16 protein-coding genes are annotated in these 16,366 nt (G+C 63.7%); 4 read left to right on the forward strand and 12 right to left on the reverse strand.

All coding sequences use genetic code 11. From position 1 onward, the window contains the following. On the reverse strand, nucleotides 1–217 hold a 217-nt coding region (locus tag MKD50_RS27195), incomplete at its 3' end, for a citrate/2-methylcitrate synthase (protein WP_305882097.1). Between the two features lie 99 nt (nucleotides 218–316). Then, nucleotides 317–1,225 (reverse strand): methylisocitrate lyase, encoded by a 909-nt coding sequence (gene prpB / locus MKD50_RS27200; RefSeq protein WP_115703169.1) that lies wholly within the window; start codon nucleotides 1,223–1,225, stop codon nucleotides 317–319. A 280-nt stretch (nucleotides 1,226–1,505) separates the two neighbouring features. Between prpB and prpR the strand changes: the two genes are divergently transcribed. Beyond that, entirely contained in the window at nucleotides 1,506–3,470 is a 1,965-nt protein-coding gene (prpR, locus tag MKD50_RS27205; RefSeq protein WP_240074574.1) for a propionate catabolism operon regulatory protein PrpR, read from the forward strand. A gap of 8 nt (nucleotides 3,471–3,478) precedes the next feature. On the opposite strand, the gene MKD50_RS27210 is transcribed toward prpR, so the two are convergent. Together MKD50_RS27210 and MKD50_RS27215 are read right to left on the reverse strand one after the other, a co-directional pair. Then, nucleotides 3,479–4,480 carry a cysteine synthase A gene (locus MKD50_RS27210; RefSeq protein ID WP_252669485.1) on the reverse strand — a complete coding sequence of 334 codons (1,002 nt, stop codon included), beginning with the start codon at nucleotides 4,478–4,480 and terminating at the stop codon, nucleotides 3,479–3,481. A gap of 121 nt (nucleotides 4,481–4,601) precedes the next feature. Continuing rightward, the gene (locus MKD50_RS27215) at nucleotides 4,602–4,895 is read right to left on the reverse strand and encodes a putative quinol monooxygenase (protein ID WP_115703166.1); all 294 of its coding nucleotides are present in this window, start codon (nucleotides 4,893–4,895) and stop codon (nucleotides 4,602–4,604) included. 227 nt (nucleotides 4,896–5,122) lie between these two features. On the opposite strand from MKD50_RS27215, the gene MKD50_RS27220 reads away from it, so the two are divergent. Further along, nucleotides 5,123–6,346 (forward strand): HD-GYP domain-containing protein, encoded by a 1,224-nt coding sequence (locus MKD50_RS27220; protein ID WP_252669486.1) that lies wholly within the window; start codon nucleotides 5,123–5,125, stop codon nucleotides 6,344–6,346. 134 nt (nucleotides 6,347–6,480) lie between these two features. Here MKD50_RS27220 and MKD50_RS27225 read toward each other — a convergent pair whose 3' ends face one another. The 8 genes from MKD50_RS27225 to MKD50_RS27260 form a co-directional block, all read right to left on the reverse strand. Beyond that, nucleotides 6,481–7,827 (reverse strand): MATE family efflux transporter, encoded by a 1,347-nt coding sequence (locus tag MKD50_RS27225; protein ID WP_252669487.1) that lies wholly within the window; start codon nucleotides 7,825–7,827, stop codon nucleotides 6,481–6,483. Continuing rightward, on the reverse strand, nucleotides 7,817–8,713 hold the full coding sequence (locus MKD50_RS27230; protein WP_252669488.1) for a hypothetical protein: 897 nt from the start codon (nucleotides 8,711–8,713) through the stop codon (nucleotides 7,817–7,819). Before MKD50_RS27230 ends, MKD50_RS27225 begins: the two co-directional genes overlap by 11 nt. A 33-nt stretch (nucleotides 8,714–8,746) precedes the next feature. Then, nucleotides 8,747–9,505 (reverse strand): hypothetical protein, encoded by a 759-nt coding sequence (locus tag MKD50_RS27235; protein ID WP_147299803.1) that lies wholly within the window; start codon nucleotides 9,503–9,505, stop codon nucleotides 8,747–8,749. A 251-nt stretch (nucleotides 9,506–9,756) separates the two neighbouring features. Further along, on the reverse strand, nucleotides 9,757–10,935 hold the full coding sequence (locus tag MKD50_RS27240) for an aminotransferase class I/II-fold pyridoxal phosphate-dependent enzyme (RefSeq protein WP_172582504.1): 1,179 nt from the start codon (nucleotides 10,933–10,935) through the stop codon (nucleotides 9,757–9,759). Beyond that, entirely contained in the window at nucleotides 10,922–11,902 is a 981-nt protein-coding gene (locus tag MKD50_RS27245; RefSeq protein ID WP_115703160.1) for an NAD-dependent epimerase/dehydratase family protein, read from the reverse strand. Before MKD50_RS27245 ends, MKD50_RS27240 begins: the two co-directional genes overlap by 14 nt. Then, a complete protein-coding gene (locus MKD50_RS27250) occupies nucleotides 11,899–12,621 on the reverse strand; it encodes a sugar phosphate nucleotidyltransferase (protein WP_115680276.1) in 723 nt (240 codons plus the stop codon). Before MKD50_RS27250 ends, MKD50_RS27245 begins: the two co-directional genes overlap by 4 nt. A gap of 28 nt (nucleotides 12,622–12,649) precedes the next feature. After that, nucleotides 12,650–13,255 carry an NUDIX hydrolase gene (locus MKD50_RS27255; RefSeq protein ID WP_115680275.1) on the reverse strand — a complete coding sequence of 202 codons (606 nt, stop codon included), beginning with the start codon at nucleotides 13,253–13,255 and terminating at the stop codon, nucleotides 12,650–12,652. A gap of 338 nt (nucleotides 13,256–13,593) precedes the next feature. Then, nucleotides 13,594–14,502, reverse strand: a complete 909-nt coding sequence (locus MKD50_RS27260) for a LysR family transcriptional regulator (protein ID WP_252669489.1) — start codon at nucleotides 14,500–14,502, stop codon at nucleotides 13,594–13,596. 121 nt (nucleotides 14,503–14,623) lie between these two features. Here MKD50_RS27260 and MKD50_RS27265 point away from each other — a divergent pair, with 121 nt between their 5' ends. Continuing rightward, nucleotides 14,624–14,941, forward strand: coding sequence for a DMT family transporter (locus MKD50_RS27265; RefSeq protein ID WP_115680273.1), 318 nt, complete (start codon nucleotides 14,624–14,626; stop codon nucleotides 14,939–14,941). 82 nt (nucleotides 14,942–15,023) lie between these two features. Then, nucleotides 15,024–16,349 (forward strand): mechanosensitive ion channel family protein, encoded by a 1,326-nt coding sequence (locus MKD50_RS27270; RefSeq protein ID WP_252669491.1) that lies wholly within the window; start codon nucleotides 15,024–15,026, stop codon nucleotides 16,347–16,349. The last annotated feature ends 17 nt before the right edge of the window (nucleotides 16,350–16,366 follow it).

The raw sequence follows: 16,366 nt of genomic DNA on the forward strand, positions 1-16,366 counted from the left end.
TCAGTTCGGACTTGGTCGGCAGCTTGCCGTGCACCAGCAGGTGGGCGATTTCCTCGAACTCGCAGGTCTCGGCGATATCGAGAATGTCGTAGCCACGGTAGTGCAGGTCGTTGCCGGTGCGGCCGACGGTGCACAGCGCGGTGTTGCCGGCGGTCACGCCCGACAGCGCGACGGATTTCTTGGGCTTGGGAGTGACGAGCGGTTGCGCTTCGGACATCTGGGTCTCCTTGGTGTGATGCCTGGTGTTGCCTGTCTATGGTCGTGCAAGCGGCCGGGAGGGGATGTCCCCGGCCCGGCCGCGCCTGCGTCTGGTTGCTTACTTGCCCTTGCCTTGCGCGAACAGGGCGTCGAGCTTCTGCTCGAAGTCATGGTAGCCGATGCTCTCGTAGAGCTCGGCGCGGGTCTGCATGGTATCGACCACGTTCTTCTGCGTGCCGTCGCGGCGGATCGCCGCGTAGACGTTTTCCGCCGCCTTGTTCATGGCGCGGAAGGCGGACAGCGGGTACAGCACCATCGACACGCCGGCACCGCCCAGTTCTTCGGTGGTGAACAGCGGCGTGGCGCCGAACTCGGTGATGTTGGCCAGCACCGGCACCTTCACCGCGTCGACAAACTTGCGATACATGCCGAGGTCGGTCATGGCTTCCGGGAAGATCGCGTCGGCGCCGGCTTCCACGCACGCCACGGCGCGCTCGATGGCGCTGTCCAGGCCTTCCACGGCCAGCGCATCGGTGCGGGCCATGATGACGAAGTTCTCGTCGGTGCGGGCGTCGACGGCTGCCTTGATGCGGTCGACCATTTCGCCCTGGGTGACGATTTCCTTGTTGGGACGGTGGCCGCAGCGCTTGGCGCCGACCTGGTCCTCGATATGCATGGCCGCGGCGCCGAACTTGATCAGCGACTTGGTGGTGCGGGCCACGTTGAAGGCCGAGGCGCCGAAGCCGGTGTCGACGTCGACCAGCAGCGGCGTGTCGCACACGTCGGTGATGCGGCGGATATCGGTGAGCACATCGTCCAGGTTCGAGATGCCCAGGTCCGGCAGGCCCAGCGAGCCGGCCGCCACGCCGCCGCCCGACAGGTAGATGGCCCGGTAGCCGGCGCGCTTGGCCAGCAGCGCGTGGTTGGCGTTGATGGCGCCGACCACCTGCAGCGGATGTTCGTCGGCCAGCGCCTGGCGGAAGCGGGCGCCAGCGGAGCGCGCGAGGTCGGAAGCGGAGTAGGTCATGGCGTATGCATTGGTGAACAGGACAAGCCAGATATCGCAAGGGATGTGCCAGGACTTGCGAAAGCGGCAGCAAAATCCGGAAGCCCTTGTCAGTATTAGGCTGGCGGGCAGGACGGAGGGTTTCCTCGCGGCCTCCATGCCGGGATTTCCGCACATTTGAAATCCAAACCCCAAGCTTTGGAATTCAAAGTTGAAATCCGGGGCCGCGTAGCGGACAATGTGACAGCACTGTACGCCCGTTCCTCCCGCTTTTCATCCGACTTTCCTTCCGCACCGCATCATGGCTCCGCCCGTTTCCACGCAAGGCCGCCCGCGCATCTGGGCAATCGGCATCAGCCGCCTCGCGCGTGCCTTTGCCGACCTGATTCCGGCCTATGCCGACCGCGCCGAATTCCGCATCGTCGGCAAGGGTTTCGAGGCAGCCGCCAGCGCGGTGTCGCGCGAGGTGCGCGAGGGCCGGCTCGACGTGGTCGTCGCCGGAGGCTCCAACGGCGCCTACCTGCGCCAGCATGTCGACGTGCCGGTGGTGCTGGTCAAGGTCACGGGCTTCGACGTGATGAGCGCACTGGCCACGGCGCGGCGGATCTCGCCGCGGGTGGCGCTGGTCACGCACGCGGCAACCTATGCCGAGGTCGATGAGTTCGTGCGCGCGTTCTCGCTGTCGGTACCGGCCTACACCTACCTGACCGAGGACGACGCGGTGGCGCGCGTGAAGGCACTGAAGCAGGAGGGCATCCAGGTGGTGGTGGGCCCCGGCCTGGTGACCGACCTGGCCGACCGCTATGGCCTGACCGGCGTGTTCCTGTACTCCGGCAACTCGGTGCGCATGGCGCTGGAAGACGCGATCGAGGCCGCGCGCCTGCGCCGCATCGAGGCCACCCGGCGCGACTACGTCAACACCATCCTGGCGCACCTGAACGAGGGCGTCGCGGCGGTCGACGCGCAGGGGCGGATCCAGTCGTTCAACCCGGCGATGGAACGCTTCCTCGGCACCTCGGCCGCCGCCGCGGTGGGGCGCAAGCTGCAGACGCTGGCGCCGAGCCTGGCGCTGGAGGGCGTGATGCAGACCGGCGACAAGGAGCTCGAGGCGATCCACAAGCTGGGCGACAAGATGGTGGTGGTCAACCGCATTCCGATCCTGGGCGAGGCCGGCACCACCGGCGCGGTGCTGACCATCCAGGACGCCAGCGCGATCCAGCGCGTTGACCGCAACCTGCGCTCGCGCAGCCGCGCGCGGCCGGCGGCGGTGCGCTACAGCCTGGACGACCTGGCCGGCACCTCGGCGGCGATGACGGCGCTGCGCGAACTGGCGCGGCGCTATGCCGTGGTGGACTCCACCGTGCTGATCGGCGGCGAGAGCGGCACCGGCAAGGAGGTGCTGGCGCAAGGCATGCACGATGCCAGCCCGCGCCGCGCGTTCCCGTTCGTGGCGGTCAACTGCGCCGCCTTCCCCGAGGCGCTGCTGGAAAGCGAGCTGTTCGGCTACGAAGAGGGCGCCTTCACCGGCGCGCGCCGCGGCGGCAAGGCCGGCCTGTTCGAATCGGCCCACAACGGCACGCTGTTTCTGGACGAGGTCGGCGACATGCCGCCCGCGCTGCAGACGCGGCTGCTGCGCGTGCTGCAGGAAAAGCAGGTGCTGCCGATCGGCGGGCTCGACGCGGTGCCGGTGAACGTGCGCGTGATCGCCGCCACCCATCGGGACCTGGCCGCGATGGTGCGCGACGGCAGCTTCCGCCAGGACCTGTATTACCGCCTCAACATCCTGCGCATTGCCATGCCGCCGCTGCGCGAGCGCGCCGAAGACCTGCCCGAACTGGCCGAGCTGCTGTACCGCCGCGCGCAGGACCGGCTGGGCCTGGAGCGCCCGCAGCGCCTGCCCGCCGCGGCGCGCGCGCGGCTGGCGCGCTACCGCTGGCCCGGCAATATCCGCGAGCTGGAAAACGTGACCGAGCGCATCGCGGTGCTGGTCGCCGGCCGCCGGCTCGACGGCGAAGCCTTGCAGCGCGAACTGCAGGCCGCGGCGCCCGAGCTGTTCGGCGAGGCCGCGCTTGCCACTGCGCCCGCGCCCGGAGCCGAAGCCGCACCGGCAGCGCGGACGCGCCGCTCGCTGGCGCGCGTCAAGCAATCGAGCGAGGTCGACCATATCCGGCGCGTGCTGGAAGAGTGCGGCGGCGACCGGACCGCCGCCTGCCATATCCTCGGTATCAGCCCGACCACGCTGTGGCGGCGGCTGAAGGTGGCCTAGCCCGGACCTTATCCGGCGGGGCTGGCCCGGCGGAACGGAATCGGCTGCAGCCCCTTGCCCTGCAGCCACGCTTCATTGAACAGCCGCCCCATATACAGGTCGCCACGGTCGCACAGCAGCGTGACGATGGTGTGGCCCGGCCCCATCTCGCGCGCCAGCGCCACCGCGGCGCCGACGTTGATGCCGGATGAGCCGCCCACGAACAGCCCTTCCTCGCGCAGCAGCCGGTAGACCATGTCGACGCAGGTCTGGTCGTCGATGCGCACGGCATCGTCGATGGGCGTGTCCTGCAGGTTGGCGGTGACGCGGCTGGAGCCGATGCCTTCGGTGATCGAGCTGCCTTCGGCCTTGACCTCGTGGTGCTTGACGAAATGGTACAGGCCGCTGCCGTGCGGGTCGGCCAGCACGATGCGCACGCCCGGCTTGTGTTCCTTCAGACAGCGCGCGATGCCCGCCAGCGAGCCCCCGGTGCCGGTGGCGCAGGTGAAGGCGTCGATATGGCCGGTGGTGGCGTGCCAGATCTCCGGCCCGGTGGTCTCGTAGTGGGCCTGGCGGTTGGCGAGGTTGTCGAACTGGTTGGCCCAGATCGCGTTTTCGGTTTCGTCGGCGAGCCGGCCGGCAATTTTCTGGTAGTTGTCGGGATCGGCATAGGGCTTGGCCGGCACCGCGCGCACCTCGGCGCCCAGCATGCGCAGCCGCTCCATTTTCTCCGGCGACTGGGTGTCGGGAATCACCACGATGCAGCGGTAGCCGCGCGCTGCACACAGGTGCGCCAGGCCGATGCCGGTATTGCCGGCGGTGCCTTCGATCACCGTGCCGCCCGGCTTCAGCAGCCCGCGCCGCTCGGCGCCGCGAATGATGTAGAGCGCCGCGCGGTCCTTGACCGAGCCGCCCGGATTGAGGAATTCCGCCTTGCCGTAGATGTCGCAGCCGGTGTCGGCGCTCAGGCCCGCCAGGCGGATCAGCGGCGTGTGGCCGATGGTGCCGGCAAATCCATCCCTGACTTCCATGGTGCACTCCTGCCGCGCCCGGGGCGGGCGTCACCTTGATTGATAGGTCGGTGCGGCGGGAATGACAAGCGGCGGCAGGCGCGCTGGAATAGCAGAAAGTGACCGGGATAGCGCCTTGCGCTCAGGCGGCGTTGAGCCAGCGGAAGCTGAAATCGCCCTCGACGAAGTCGGCGCGCGCGGCGTGGAAATCGCGCATGTAAGGCCGGTTCAGGTGCGATTCGAGTGCGCGCTTGGAGTCCCAGACCATGTAGATGACGAACACCCGCGCGTCGTCGGCATCCTGCCCGACGTGGTAGTCCAGGCAGCCGGGCTCGGTCAGCCCGCGCGAGCGCAGCGCGGTGAGCTGGGAGACCAGCGCGTCGCGGCGGTGGGTCTTGGCACGGGCGATGCCGACTAGCGTGTACGTTCCGGACATGGGTGAACGGGGGCGACTGGCTGGCGTCTGTGAGCACTGGGCCAGCCATTGTAGCGGCGGCCATGGCCCGGCCTGGCAATGCCCGACGGCGCCGTCCGGGCATTCGGGCGGCGCTTGACAAGGGTGCGCGGCACGGTTCCTGCCGCCGTGGCCGGCGCTCAAGTTATGCCCGCCGCTGCCGATATCCGGAGCGACAACAAGAAAACCATCACCCGGGGGGATGGCGCATGCTGAGACGCATTGGGTCGGAGCAATTGCAGGTCGGAATGTTCGTCGCCAGGCTGGGCGGGCCCTGGATCAACCATCCGTTCTGGCGCGCGCGCTTCCTGGTCGCCAGCGAGGAACAGGTACGGCAGATCCAGTCGGCCGGCGTGCGCGAAATCTGGATCGATATCCTGAAGGGCCGCAATCTCCCGGCGCCGGAACAGGCGGCCGACGCAGCCCCGCCCATTGCCGCGGCCCAGCCTGCGCCCAGTGCCGGTGGCCAGGCTGACGCGGCGCCAGCCACCACGCTCGAAGCCGAGATCGTGCATGCGCGCGAACTGCTGCAGTCCGGCAAGGCCGTGATCGGCTCGATGTTTGCCGACGTGCGCATGGGGCGGGCGCTGGAGGTCAGCGGCGCGCTGCTGCTGGTCGACGCGGCCTCGCGCTCGCTGTCGCGCCATGGGCAGGCGCTGCTGGCGCTGGCGCGGCTCAAGGCACGCGGCGACGACAATTACCTGCATGCCTTCGCGGTCTGCGCGCTGATGATCGCGGTCGGCCGCACGCTGGGGCTGCCCGACGACGAGGTGCGCGAACTGGGCCTGGCCGGCCTGGTGCATGACATCGGCAAGCTGGCCGTGCCCGGTGCCGCCAGCCTCCGCGCCGGCGAGCGCACGCCCGAGCAGGACGAGGCCTACCGCCGCCATCCTTCCGCCGGCTACCGCATCCTCAACGAAGCCCGGCTTTATTCCAATATCCCGCTCGATGTCTGTGTCCACCACCATGAGCGCGTCGACGGACGCGGCTTTCCCTTCGGCCTGGTGGGGCACGAACTGAGCGTGCACGCCCGGATCGGCGCGATCTGCGATACCTACGATACGCTGACCGCCAGCCACCCCGGGCACCAGCCATGGTCGCCGGCCCGCGCCATGGAATACATGGCGGTGCGCGTCGACACGCTGTTCGACCGGCGCGTGTTCAAGGCCTTCTCGCGCACCGTCGGCATCTACCCGCTCGGCACCGTGCTGCGGCTGCGCTCCAACCGGCTGGCGGTGGTGTGCGCGCAGCATGACGCCGACCCGCTGCGGCCCAAGGTGATGGCGTTCTATTCGGTGTCGCAATCGCGGCCGGTGCCGACCGAACTGATCGACCTGCGCCATGGCGACGAGACCGTGGTGGCGTTCGAAAACGCGGCGGAGTGGGGCTTTACGGACGAGCAGTTGCTGGAGATGTATGCGCCGGCGGCGTGAGGCCGTCCCGCCATCGTAGAGCGCAATTTATCTGTCACTACTGTTAGCGTTGCCTGACGCGGCTTAACGCCGCTGTGTTGAGGCATTCTCTGTCACTTCGTACGCATGTTGGATGTCCCTCGGTTGTCAGAACGTTAGCGCGCCACTTCCATTGCAAGTCGTCGCTGAGATGCAACCTTCCGATGAAAGATTGCGCCGATGGCAAGTGCTGCCGCGCACAGCGCGATAAATCCGCCTATCCATACGCCGACAGGGCCGAAGCCATCCAGGCGGAATGCCATCCATCCACCCAAGCCAAGTCCGAGACCACAGCGCAAGACCACAGCCACGGCAACTGCCGGCCATGCTATGCGGTAGGAGCGAAGCACCACGCAGAAATAGATCTGTATGGCATCGGCCATCTGGCTGGCAGCGACCCAGAAGAGCATTCTGGACGCCAGGGCAGCCACATCGGCATCGGCCGTGAACAGCGCGGCAATTGCGCTCCGTCCGAGCAGAAGGCCGACCGTCGTTGCTGCCGCTAGAGAGCAGGCCATCAGCAGGCCTACCCTGAATGTCAAGATCTCCTCGGAAAATGCGCTCGCTCCGGCGGATCTGGCAATCAGCGCGCCCGACGCAATGGCGACAGATAGCGGCAACATGAAGACGAGCGTGGCAATGTTGGCCGCGATCTGATGTGCAGCAGACGCATTCGATCCCGCGCTGGCGATCAGGATAGCCATGCCTGAAAATGAGACGATTTCGACGAACTGAACCGCAGAGACTGGGATCGTGGCTTGCAGAACAAGCTTTAACGCGGTCAGTGAGATCCGGAGATCTTGGCGGCGACCCAACCCCCTCAGGACGTTGCTGCGTCGCAAGAGATGGCAGCAGATGGCCAGGCTCGCCCACGAGATGATCACGGACGAGGCAGCACAGCCCACCACTCCCAGTCGTTCGCCCGTGTCGTCGATGGTCGCGCGCATCAGGGCGAAATTCAGCGGCACTTTCAATATCAGGCCGGCAATATTGATCCACATGAATGCTGCGGGACGTCCAGTTGCCGCTTCCATCGCAAACAGCAACCGGTAGGCCAGGAGTGCAGGCAAGCCAATGGAGAGTACGCCGAGGAATGAGTCAGTCTTGCCCATGGTTACCGGATCGGTGTCGACCAGCATGGCGAGGCACGTCATGAGCAGGGGATAGGAAAGCAGGGCGCATGCGATGGAGAGGACCATGCCGGCCGATAGCACGGCGCGCAGTTCGGTAATTGCACCGCTCCCCCAGAGTCGCGCAGCGACAGGTGTGATGCCATTGGCAATCCCAGTCAGGATAACCAGCAAGGCCACGTAAAGGGCACTGCCGATACCGATGGCGGCTAGATCGGAAGTGCCGAAGCGCCCCGCCATGACTGAGTCGATGCTCATCATGCCAATGGCAGTAAGCTGCATTCCGAGCGTAGGGGCGGCCAGCCCGGCGATCCGGCGGGCTTCATGGAACATCTGCACCGACCTGAAGTGCGACAATCGTGGCGTCGTCGGATGCCTTCAATCTCGGCCACGACTGGCAGGCCGGATCGTCGCGCTCGATTTCTCGGACCTTGCGTACGAGTCCTGCCACCCCGATCCTGAATACTTCGTCCAGCGCCTCTTCCAGGGTACAGGCGCGATATTTGTCGACCAGCCTGGCAGCGCCATCGCTCAACAGCATTAGCGATGGCGGTTCAATGGAATGGAAAGATTCGAACGCAAGGGTGGAGGGCTCCCAGTTTGGCGCCGCGATGGCATACCCCCCTGGTTGGTTCATTGTCTTGCGCCTGACCAGCAGGCGTCCCGAGATCTCGGTCAGGACAGCGCTTCGCCGTTGGTCGTCACCATGCGTCTTTGCGAGGCGCGCAGCGAGTGCATCGAATTCCAGGTCAAACCATGGTCCGAGCGTGGATTCCACGATATGAGCCGATGCAGGTCCAGCCCGTAACACGCCGCAGCAATCTCCGAGTTTGGCAAAGGAAACCCGGTGGCCTCCCGAATCCCGTTGCACCTTTGCGAGGATGACCGAGGCAGAAGGAAGAAGGTGCGCATCGGCAGCGCGATCCTTGATCAATTCACGGCAGTCCGCATTCGCAGCGTCGATGGCAGACGCGAGAAGCGCATCCGAATCGTGCGTTGTACCATTGCACACGATCGAGCGATGCAAGTGCCAGTTGATCCGGAGCGCATACCATTCGGCGTCGGAATGATTGGGCGCCAGCATCAAGGATGGAGAGATTCCGGTAGCGCCGTCGATGACCCAGGCGTGCACAGACGTGTCATCGGCCACGTAGCCGCAAATGTCTTCGGACGGTTGGTTGCCGGAAGAATACGATCCACTTTCGATCCGCTTCAGCATGGGAGTCTGTGCCCTTGCAATATGTCTGAACGGCTATCGCCAGTCGGCTGCGTTAGGTATGAGAATCGATGTGTCGCGTTGCAGAAGCGCTTGCTCCCAGTCAAGGAGTGGTCGGTTCAATACCTTGCTGCCCAAACCGAAGAAGACAAAATCTGCCGTTCTCGCAGATCCGAACATGATCAGTGGCCCGCGATAGGCGACGAGGCCATCGACGACTCGCCGCATCGAGAGCGGCGCCTGGATCGCGTCGAAAAGCACGCCGCCACCATCTTCGGGCAATTGCCCCTGGCGAAGGACGCCGTGCTGGTGCGTGACAATGTCCAGACTCGGTTTTCCGTAGGCTACCTGCCGGAATGCTGCCTTCACGGCCCGGTATCTGTCAGGGTAAAGATGGGCGGAGTCGCTGCTGATCATCCTCGTGGAGTGCGAGGCAGCCGCCGGAAAAGAGCGGAATACCCATGCACGGAGCGCGTCCAGTACCGGCTCGGGGGCCACTACCTGCATGCAGAATGGGGGGCGGTCGTCTTTGATGACCACTTCGGGAAAATGGTGCTGGATGGCACTTGCGACGGTGTCGCCAAAGGTGGACTCCGTTGGGTCATACAGGATGCAGGAGCGCAGCCGATCTTCCTGAAGTGCCGCATGGTTGTCCTCTGCATAAGGAAAATTCGCGCTGAAAACATCGTGCACAAAAGTCGGAAACGTCAGCACGCCTGACAGCGCAAACGCTGCGCCATAGCCGAGAGAATATCCCGCGACATGCGTTGGCGCTCCGTGTTGCCGCATCACCATGGCAGCACAGAGGAACAGTACCAGTTGTGTGACCCTCGCGGACCGTATGCCCCGCAAGTCAGACGGGTCCAGGAGCCTAGGCCTTGCCACTTCTTCGAAGACGGCGCGGCGATAGGTGAACTCGTACCAGCCCGTAAGCGGCTGAAGCAGATCCGCGTGCGCTCGGAGTTCTCGCAATGTCGTGTGCGGTGATTGGCAGTACCGGCCTTCTTCCACACAGCTGGCGTAGTTGAAAAAATACCCGGGATATGTCATCTGCACGCCTCCGCCAGCGCGGATACGACGCGATCCACCTGGGCTTCGGTAATGCCGGGACCCGAGGGAAGCATGATGGCATGCTCATGCAGATGTGTGGAGAACGCGTCGTGCTGATAGTACTGAAAGCGCGAATAGACAGGAAGCTGCGGAAGGGGAATCCAGACTGGACGCGCCATGATGTGTTGTGCCACCAGTTTTTCGATGACGGATCTGGACGGCTGCGGCAGCTCGATGCACGTCATCCAGCAGATGCCGGCTGCCTCAGGCGTATGCTGAGCAAGCCGCACACCATTCACTCGCTTCTGGATGGCTGTAGCGTAGTATTCGTGAAGTATTCGCTTTCGACGAATGCGGTCGAACAGCAGCTCCATCTGGGCAACACCTATGGCGGCATTAATGTTGCTCATGCGGAAGTTCAATCCATAATCGTCATGAAAGAATGACATCGTATCGGCCTTGGCCGTCGACGAAAGATGGCGTGCTTTGCGACAGAGCAATTGCGATTTGGCGATCAGTGCGCCTCCTGCTCCTGTCGTGATGATCTTGTTGGCGTTGAAGCTAGTTGTGAAGATGATCTGATCGGCTTGATCGTCGGGCACGGAGGCGCCCAGTGGCATTCCCTTGTAGCAGGCGCCCAAGCATTGCGCGGCATCATGAATGACCACGAGATTCCATTGCCTGGATAGCGCATGGATGCGATCCAACCTTGCGAGGTCACCCCACAGATGTACGAGGCAGATCGTGGAGACCAGCCTCCCGGAGGATGTGTTGACGACGCGGCCGTCTCGGCGTACGCATCGTTCCTCCAGAAATGCTGCGAGCAATTCATCGTCGATCTGCCACGTCTGTGGATTTAGGTCTATAAAGACGGGATGCATACCCGCCCGTACCGCGGCACTGGCTGGCGCGGCAAACGTCAACGCGGGAATCAGGATCTCGGTGTCTGGCTCCCCGGCAAGCTCGAATGCCAGTTGCAGGGCGCAGGTACCGCTAGCGACTGTCACCGCGTCGGCACAACCAAACGTCTGAGCGAGCGAAGTCTCGAACTCCTTCACGTACTGGCCCCCGTACGACACCCAGCCTGACTCGATGGCTTGCAGAACATAGTCCCGCTCGCGCCCATTCAGGAGCGGGGCATAGTTTTCAATGCGCCTGTCCTCAGACGTTTGCATAGTGAGCCTCATGGGAGGAAAGGAGGCCCAGGCTCAAGGCTTCGCTGATCTGGCGGGCAGAGTACTCGACCCCATATCGCGGCTTGAATTCCAGTTCCTCCACGATCCTGGCGAAACTCACCCGGTAGTTCCTGCGGTCCGCGCCGTTGCCGGTATCCGAGAAGCGCGCGGTCCGGTTCGTTGCCTGAGCAATCGCATTGATCAGGTCAATCTTGCGATAGTTTTCCTCGTCCGATCCAACATTGAAAACGTTGGCGCCGGTGCGAATATTGGCATCGCTGCAAATGCCGCAAATCAGCTCGGCAAAGTCATTGACATGGCAATACGGTCGCCACGTTTGGGAATCGTAGACGTCGAACGGCGCTTCCATAGCGATGGCCCGTGCAAATTCGTTGACCGTCAGGTCAAAGCGCATCCGCGCCGATAACCCATGCGCCGTTCCAAAACGCAGGATATAGGTTTCGAGTGTGGCTGCATTCTCGATCAGCCAGTGCTCGGCTTCAACTTTCGTTTCCGCGTAGAGCGACAGTGGATTGAGTGCATTGTCTTCGCTGAGCAAGGCCGTCGAATCACTCAGGCCATAGTTGCTGCAGGTTGAGGCAAAAATGAAGCGGCTGGAGTCGTTTTCAGTGGCAGCGCTGAACAGTGCCTTGGTGGCGGCCAGGTTTGTTTGCCGGGCGACCTCCGGCATCTTCTTGCAGGCGGGGTCTCCAACAATGGCCGCCAGATGAACCACCGCAAATGGACGAATCTGGTTCAGTTGCTCTTGGAGTCGTGAGTATTCCCTGATATCGAGCTGGACAAACCTGAATCGCGGCGTCACCAGAAGCGGCAACAGGCCCGTTGCCCCATATATCAGGCTGTCGATGCCGATGACGTCAAATCCCGCACTCAACAGCCTGCGGCACACGCCACTTCCAATGTAGCCGGCCGCACCAGTAACGAGAACTCGTTTCCGTTCGCTCATGCCATTCCCCTCTCCGAGAAAAGCTCATTGGCCCGGTGCAGGTCTTCAATTGTGCCTGCGTCGATCCATTTACCATGATGCTGATAGGTCGACACATATGATCCGCGTTCCAGTAGCGATGAGAGAACCTTGTCGACACCTATCTCACCATTGCCCAAGGCGCTCAGAAGTGTGCCGATCGATGGCCGCATCAGGTAGTACCCGGCGAGAACCGGAAATGGAACCGAGGGTTTTTCCCTGACCCCCAGCATCCGAGAGTCGTGCGATTCCACCACGCCATATGGCACTCTGTATATGTAGTCATTCACCGCGACGGAGAAGTCGGCCCCGCTGGCCAAGTGGAATCGATGGAAATCAATGAGGTCCAGGTCTGATGCGATGTCTCCGTTCAGTACCATCAGCGGCTTGCTTTGCTTGCGGTCGATCAGTTCCTGGCAGAGTGCCAGGGCCGACCCGAATGTGCCTCTGGGCTCGGGTTCCAGCAGAAGCTGAATATTCACGTCATATCGTGCTGCCAGCGCTCCTACGATGCTCCCGAAGAGGTCTGCACAGTAGTGAACGGCGATGAATATATCCTGCGAACCGGCTTTTGCCAGGGCACTGATATGCCGCTCCAAGAGACTATGATCTCCTATAGGCATGAGCGGCTTTGGTATGACTTTCGTGAACGGGCTCAACCTGGTACCAAATCCACCCGCGACAATTAATGTTGTCCACATGATTCGCACCCTCTACGTTGGGATTGCTTCAACTCACGTATTCTCTTTGACTTAGCCTCGCCAGAATGTCAAATTCGAAATCCGGAAGCTTACGTAGTGAAAAGAAACCTCTCAGGATCGAGGCCGCGTCATAGCCGGAAAGTGCTTGGGAGCCGCTGATAACAATATCGAAGAGCTCTTCCAGGCTGTACCTGACTACCTCGATATCCGGTTCGAGGCTAGCTGCCAGAGGGCACTGTGGCTCTGTTACGAGCGTCAGGAAGCTGTAACCCATGTTTGAATGTGTCGATGGATTGACAACCATCGCTCCGGTCAAAAGAGGCGGGGAACATGCTGCCAAGCCGGTCTCTTCCCGCAGTTCTCTGACGGCGGCCGCAGCGCAGGATTCGCCCTCGTCGATCAGCCCGCCTGGCAAGCCCATCAGTATCTCGCCGAAACCATGCCGGTATTCCCGTATCAAATAAACGAGGCCATTCCGAGTTACCGGCATTATGTTGACCCAGTGCCGTCCGTTAATAACGTAATAAGGGTCGACAATGGATCCATCGGACCTCAGGCAACGATGGCGACTAAGGTGAATCCACTCGTCCTTGACAAGATCATCGCTGGCCAAGATATTCCATTTTTTAATCATCAATCCTCCCGAGAATGGCACGAGCCATGGAGTTAAATCTGCAATGGATGGGCGATGGTGGATTGTTTGCGGCTATGGAAAAGTCCGCAAGTAGAAAAACTCAGCGGCGAATTAAATATTTTCAATGTATTGAATTCGCTTCTTCAATACAATGCCCCCTCGTTTTGGTGGGAGGGCGGATTTCTTGTGCACCTAGTTTTTTCAGCGAGACGAGACTTCGCGTTCGCACGTCGCGGCCAAGACCAACAGGTTCCTTGCAACGAGCTGCGAGTTGACAGATTTAGTGTCGCAACGGTGACACCGTCAATACGGTCTAAGGCCGTTGCGCGGGTATGGCGTCATCCCGCCAGCCACTTGCCTTGCCTGAGCCGCTCATGCAGGAAGTCCCCCAGCGCCCGCACGCGCGCGCTGTGCCGCAGGTCCGGGTGGGTCAGCACCCACAGGTCGGTGTCCATGGCGGCGTCGGGCGGCGCCAGCCGCACCAGCGCCGGATCGTCGCCGGCCAGCAGGCACAGCAGCATGCCGGCGCCCATGCCATGCCGGACCGCGTCTGCCATCGCCACCAGGCTGTCGGCGCTGACCGCGCGGCGCGGCTCCGGCACGTGCTCGCGGATCCAGCGGGCCTGAGCCAGGTGTGACAGGGCTTCGTCAGGCACGACCCAGTCATAGGCCGGCCAGTCCGCCAGCGCCGGGCTGTCTGCCGCGGCGGGGAGGCCGAGCTGCCGCAGGTAGCTGCGCGCCGCGTATGGCGCTGTCTGGAGCCGGCCGATGCGGCGGCCAACCAGGTATTCCGGCGGCGCGTTGGCCGGGCGGATTGCCACGTCGGCCTCGCGCCGGCTCAGGCTGAGGAAGCTGTTGTTGACGACCAGCTGCAGCTGGATGCGCGGATGCAGGGCGCGGAACTCGGCAAACAGCGGCATCAGCAGCCCGCCCAGCAGCGTGTCGGTGGTGGTCACGCGCAACGGGCCGCTCAGCTGGCTGTCGAGGCCGGACAGCTGGCGCTGCGCCGCATCGATCTGTTCGCCCACCCCGGCCAGCCGTTGCGCCAGCGCCTCGCCGGCCGGGGTCATGGCGTAGCCGGTGGCATGGCGCTCGAACAGCAGCGTGCCGAGCGTGTCTTCCAGCCGCGCCAGCCGGCGCAGCACCGTCGAGTGGTTGACGTGCAGGACGCGCGCGGCGCCGGCCAGGGAGCCGGACTGGCCCACGGCGAGGAAATACTTCAGGTCGTCCCAGTCTGCTTCCTGCATGTTTGCATAATCCTTTTGCAAAATTCGCCAGTTTCCGTGCGGATCCGCACAGCCTACATTGGCTGGGCGCGGCCGGCAATCGATGCCGGCGCGCACAGAGTTCAGGGAGGAAAACATGGCAATGGCGTGGACGCTGCTGGTGCTGGCCGGGCTGATCGAGATCGTGATGGCGCTGGCGCTCAAGCATACCGATGGCTGGACCCGCGTCGGCCCGACCGCGCTGGGCATCGGCGCCGCGCTGGCCAGCATCTACCTGCTCAGCGCCGCCTTGCGGCACCTGCCGGTGGGAACGGCCTATGCGATCTGGACCGGGATCGGCGCGATCGGCGTGACGCTGATCGGCATCCTGTTCCTGGGCGAGAGCGCGTCGCCGCTGCGACTGGTGCTGATCGGGCTGATCTTCGTCGGCATCGGCGGGCTCAAGCTGCTGCCGGCCTAGCCCGCATCCCGCAAGGCACGCAGGGGAGGCGGGCGCGTTCGGTACACTATCTGGCCAAGTCAAAGGCCAGAGTCGCCCCGCCATGAATTTCGATGCCCTGCTGGAGCTGTTCCAGCAACGTATTCCCGCCCACCCGTGGGCGCAGATCGCGCTGTACCTGGTAGCGCTATGCCTGATTGCCGCGCTGGCGCAATGGCTGTTCGGCCATGTGATGTCGCGCATCGCCCACCGGGTGCTGAAGGTGTGGGGCAAGACGCCGTGGAGCACGGCGCTGACGCGCCATCGCGCCTACCGGCGCTTCGGCTACGCGGTGGGCTTTGCCGTGATCACCGTCGGCATCGGCGAAGTCCCGCATATGGGCCGCTATGCGCTGGCGATCGAGCGCCTGGCGCATGCCAGCCTGTGGGTATGCTTCTTCCTGATGCTGGGCGGCGTGCTCGGGGCCTGGCAGGATGTGTACGCCAGCAGCCGCCGGGCGCAGACGCGCTCGATCAAGGGCTATATCCAGGTGGGCCGGCTGGGGCTGGGACTGGTGTGCGCGGTGCTGGTGCTGTCGATCCTGATCAACCGCTCACCGCTGTGGATGCTGTCCGGCCTGGGCGCGCTGTCGGCGGTGCTGCTGCTGGTGTTCAAGGACACGCTGCTGTCGCTGGTCGCGAGCACGCAGCTGACCTCCAACGACATGCTGCGCATCGGCGACTGGATCGAAATGCCCCAGTGCAACGCCGACGGCTACGTCAAGGACATCGCGCTGCATACGGTCAAGGTGCAGAACTGGGACAACACCGTGACCACGGTGCCGACCTACAAGCTGTTCTCGGAGAGCTATCGCAATTACCGCCAGATGTTCGAGTCCGGCGCACGCCGGATCAAGCGCACCTTGCGATTGGATGCCGGCAGCGTGCGTTTCCTGGAAGACCGCGAAGTCCACGCGCTGATGCGCTTTCGCCTGCTGCACGATTACCTGGAAGAAAAGCAGCGCGAGGTCGACGAGGCCAACCGGCTGCTGATCGCCGCCGGCAACGACCCGGTCAACCGGCGCCGGCTGACCAATATCGGCACCTTTCGCGCTTATGGCATCGCCTACCTCAAGGCGCACCCCGAGATCCACCACGACCTGCTGCTGAACGTGCGCATGATGGAACCGGATTCACAAGGCATCCCGGTCGAGATCTACTGCTTCACCGCGCTCACTGCGTGGATGGACTACGAGCGCATCCAGGGCGATGTGTTCGACCACCTGCTGGCGATCCTGCCGGAACTGGGGTTGAGGCTGTACCAGGCGCCGTCGGGCGCCGACCTGAACGGCGTGCGCATCGCGCCGGTGCTGGCCGCGGCGCAGGTGGCGGCGCAGGCGGTGCAGCATGCCCCGGCCCACGGCGCCGCCGCGGGCAGCCATCCGATCTAGCGGGATGTAGCGGGATG

Source organism: Cupriavidus mimosae (genome assembly GCF_023952485.1).
Classification (GTDB): domain Bacteria; phylum Pseudomonadota; class Gammaproteobacteria; order Burkholderiales; family Burkholderiaceae; genus Cupriavidus; species Cupriavidus taiwanensis_C.

Coding starts and splice junctions, on each gene's coding strand:
- MKD50_RS27270 (WP_252669491.1), top strand. CDS start 15,024: ATGAATTTCGATGCCCTGCTGGAGCTGTTCCAGCAACGTATTCCCGCC.
- MKD50_RS27220 (WP_252669486.1), top strand. CDS start 5,123: ATGCTGAGACGCATTGGGTCGGAGCAATTGCAGGTCGGAATGTTCGTC.
- MKD50_RS27245 (WP_115703160.1), bottom strand. CDS start 11,902: ATGAGCGAACGGAAACGAGTTCTCGTTACTGGTGCGGCCGGCTACATT.
- MKD50_RS27255 (WP_115680275.1), bottom strand. CDS start 13,255: ATGATTAAAAAATGGAATATCTTGGCCAGCGATGATCTTGTCAAGGAC.
- prpB (WP_115703169.1), bottom strand. CDS start 1,225: ATGACCTACTCCGCTTCCGACCTCGCGCGCTCCGCTGGCGCCCGCTTC.
- MKD50_RS27210 (WP_252669485.1), bottom strand. CDS start 4,480: ATGGAAGTCAGGGATGGATTTGCCGGCACCATCGGCCACACGCCGCTG.
- prpR (WP_240074574.1), top strand. CDS start 1,506: ATGGCTCCGCCCGTTTCCACGCAAGGCCGCCCGCGCATCTGGGCAATC.
- MKD50_RS27260 (WP_252669489.1), bottom strand. CDS start 14,502: ATGCAGGAAGCAGACTGGGACGACCTGAAGTATTTCCTCGCCGTGGGC.
- MKD50_RS27265 (WP_115680273.1), top strand. CDS start 14,624: ATGGCGTGGACGCTGCTGGTGCTGGCCGGGCTGATCGAGATCGTGATG.
- MKD50_RS27225 (WP_252669487.1), bottom strand. CDS start 7,827: ATGTTCCATGAAGCCCGCCGGATCGCCGGGCTGGCCGCCCCTACGCTC.
- MKD50_RS27240 (WP_172582504.1), bottom strand. CDS start 10,935: ATGCAAACGTCTGAGGACAGGCGCATTGAAAACTATGCCCCGCTCCTG.
- MKD50_RS27230 (WP_252669488.1), bottom strand. CDS start 8,713: ATGCTGAAGCGGATCGAAAGTGGATCGTATTCTTCCGGCAACCAACCG.
- MKD50_RS27235 (WP_147299803.1), bottom strand. CDS start 9,505: ATGGTGATGCGGCAACACGGAGCGCCAACGCATGTCGCGGGATATTCT.
- MKD50_RS27250 (WP_115680276.1), bottom strand. CDS start 12,621: ATGTGGACAACATTAATTGTCGCGGGTGGATTTGGTACCAGGTTGAGC.
- MKD50_RS27215 (WP_115703166.1), bottom strand. CDS start 4,895: ATGTCCGGAACGTACACGCTAGTCGGCATCGCCCGTGCCAAGACCCAC.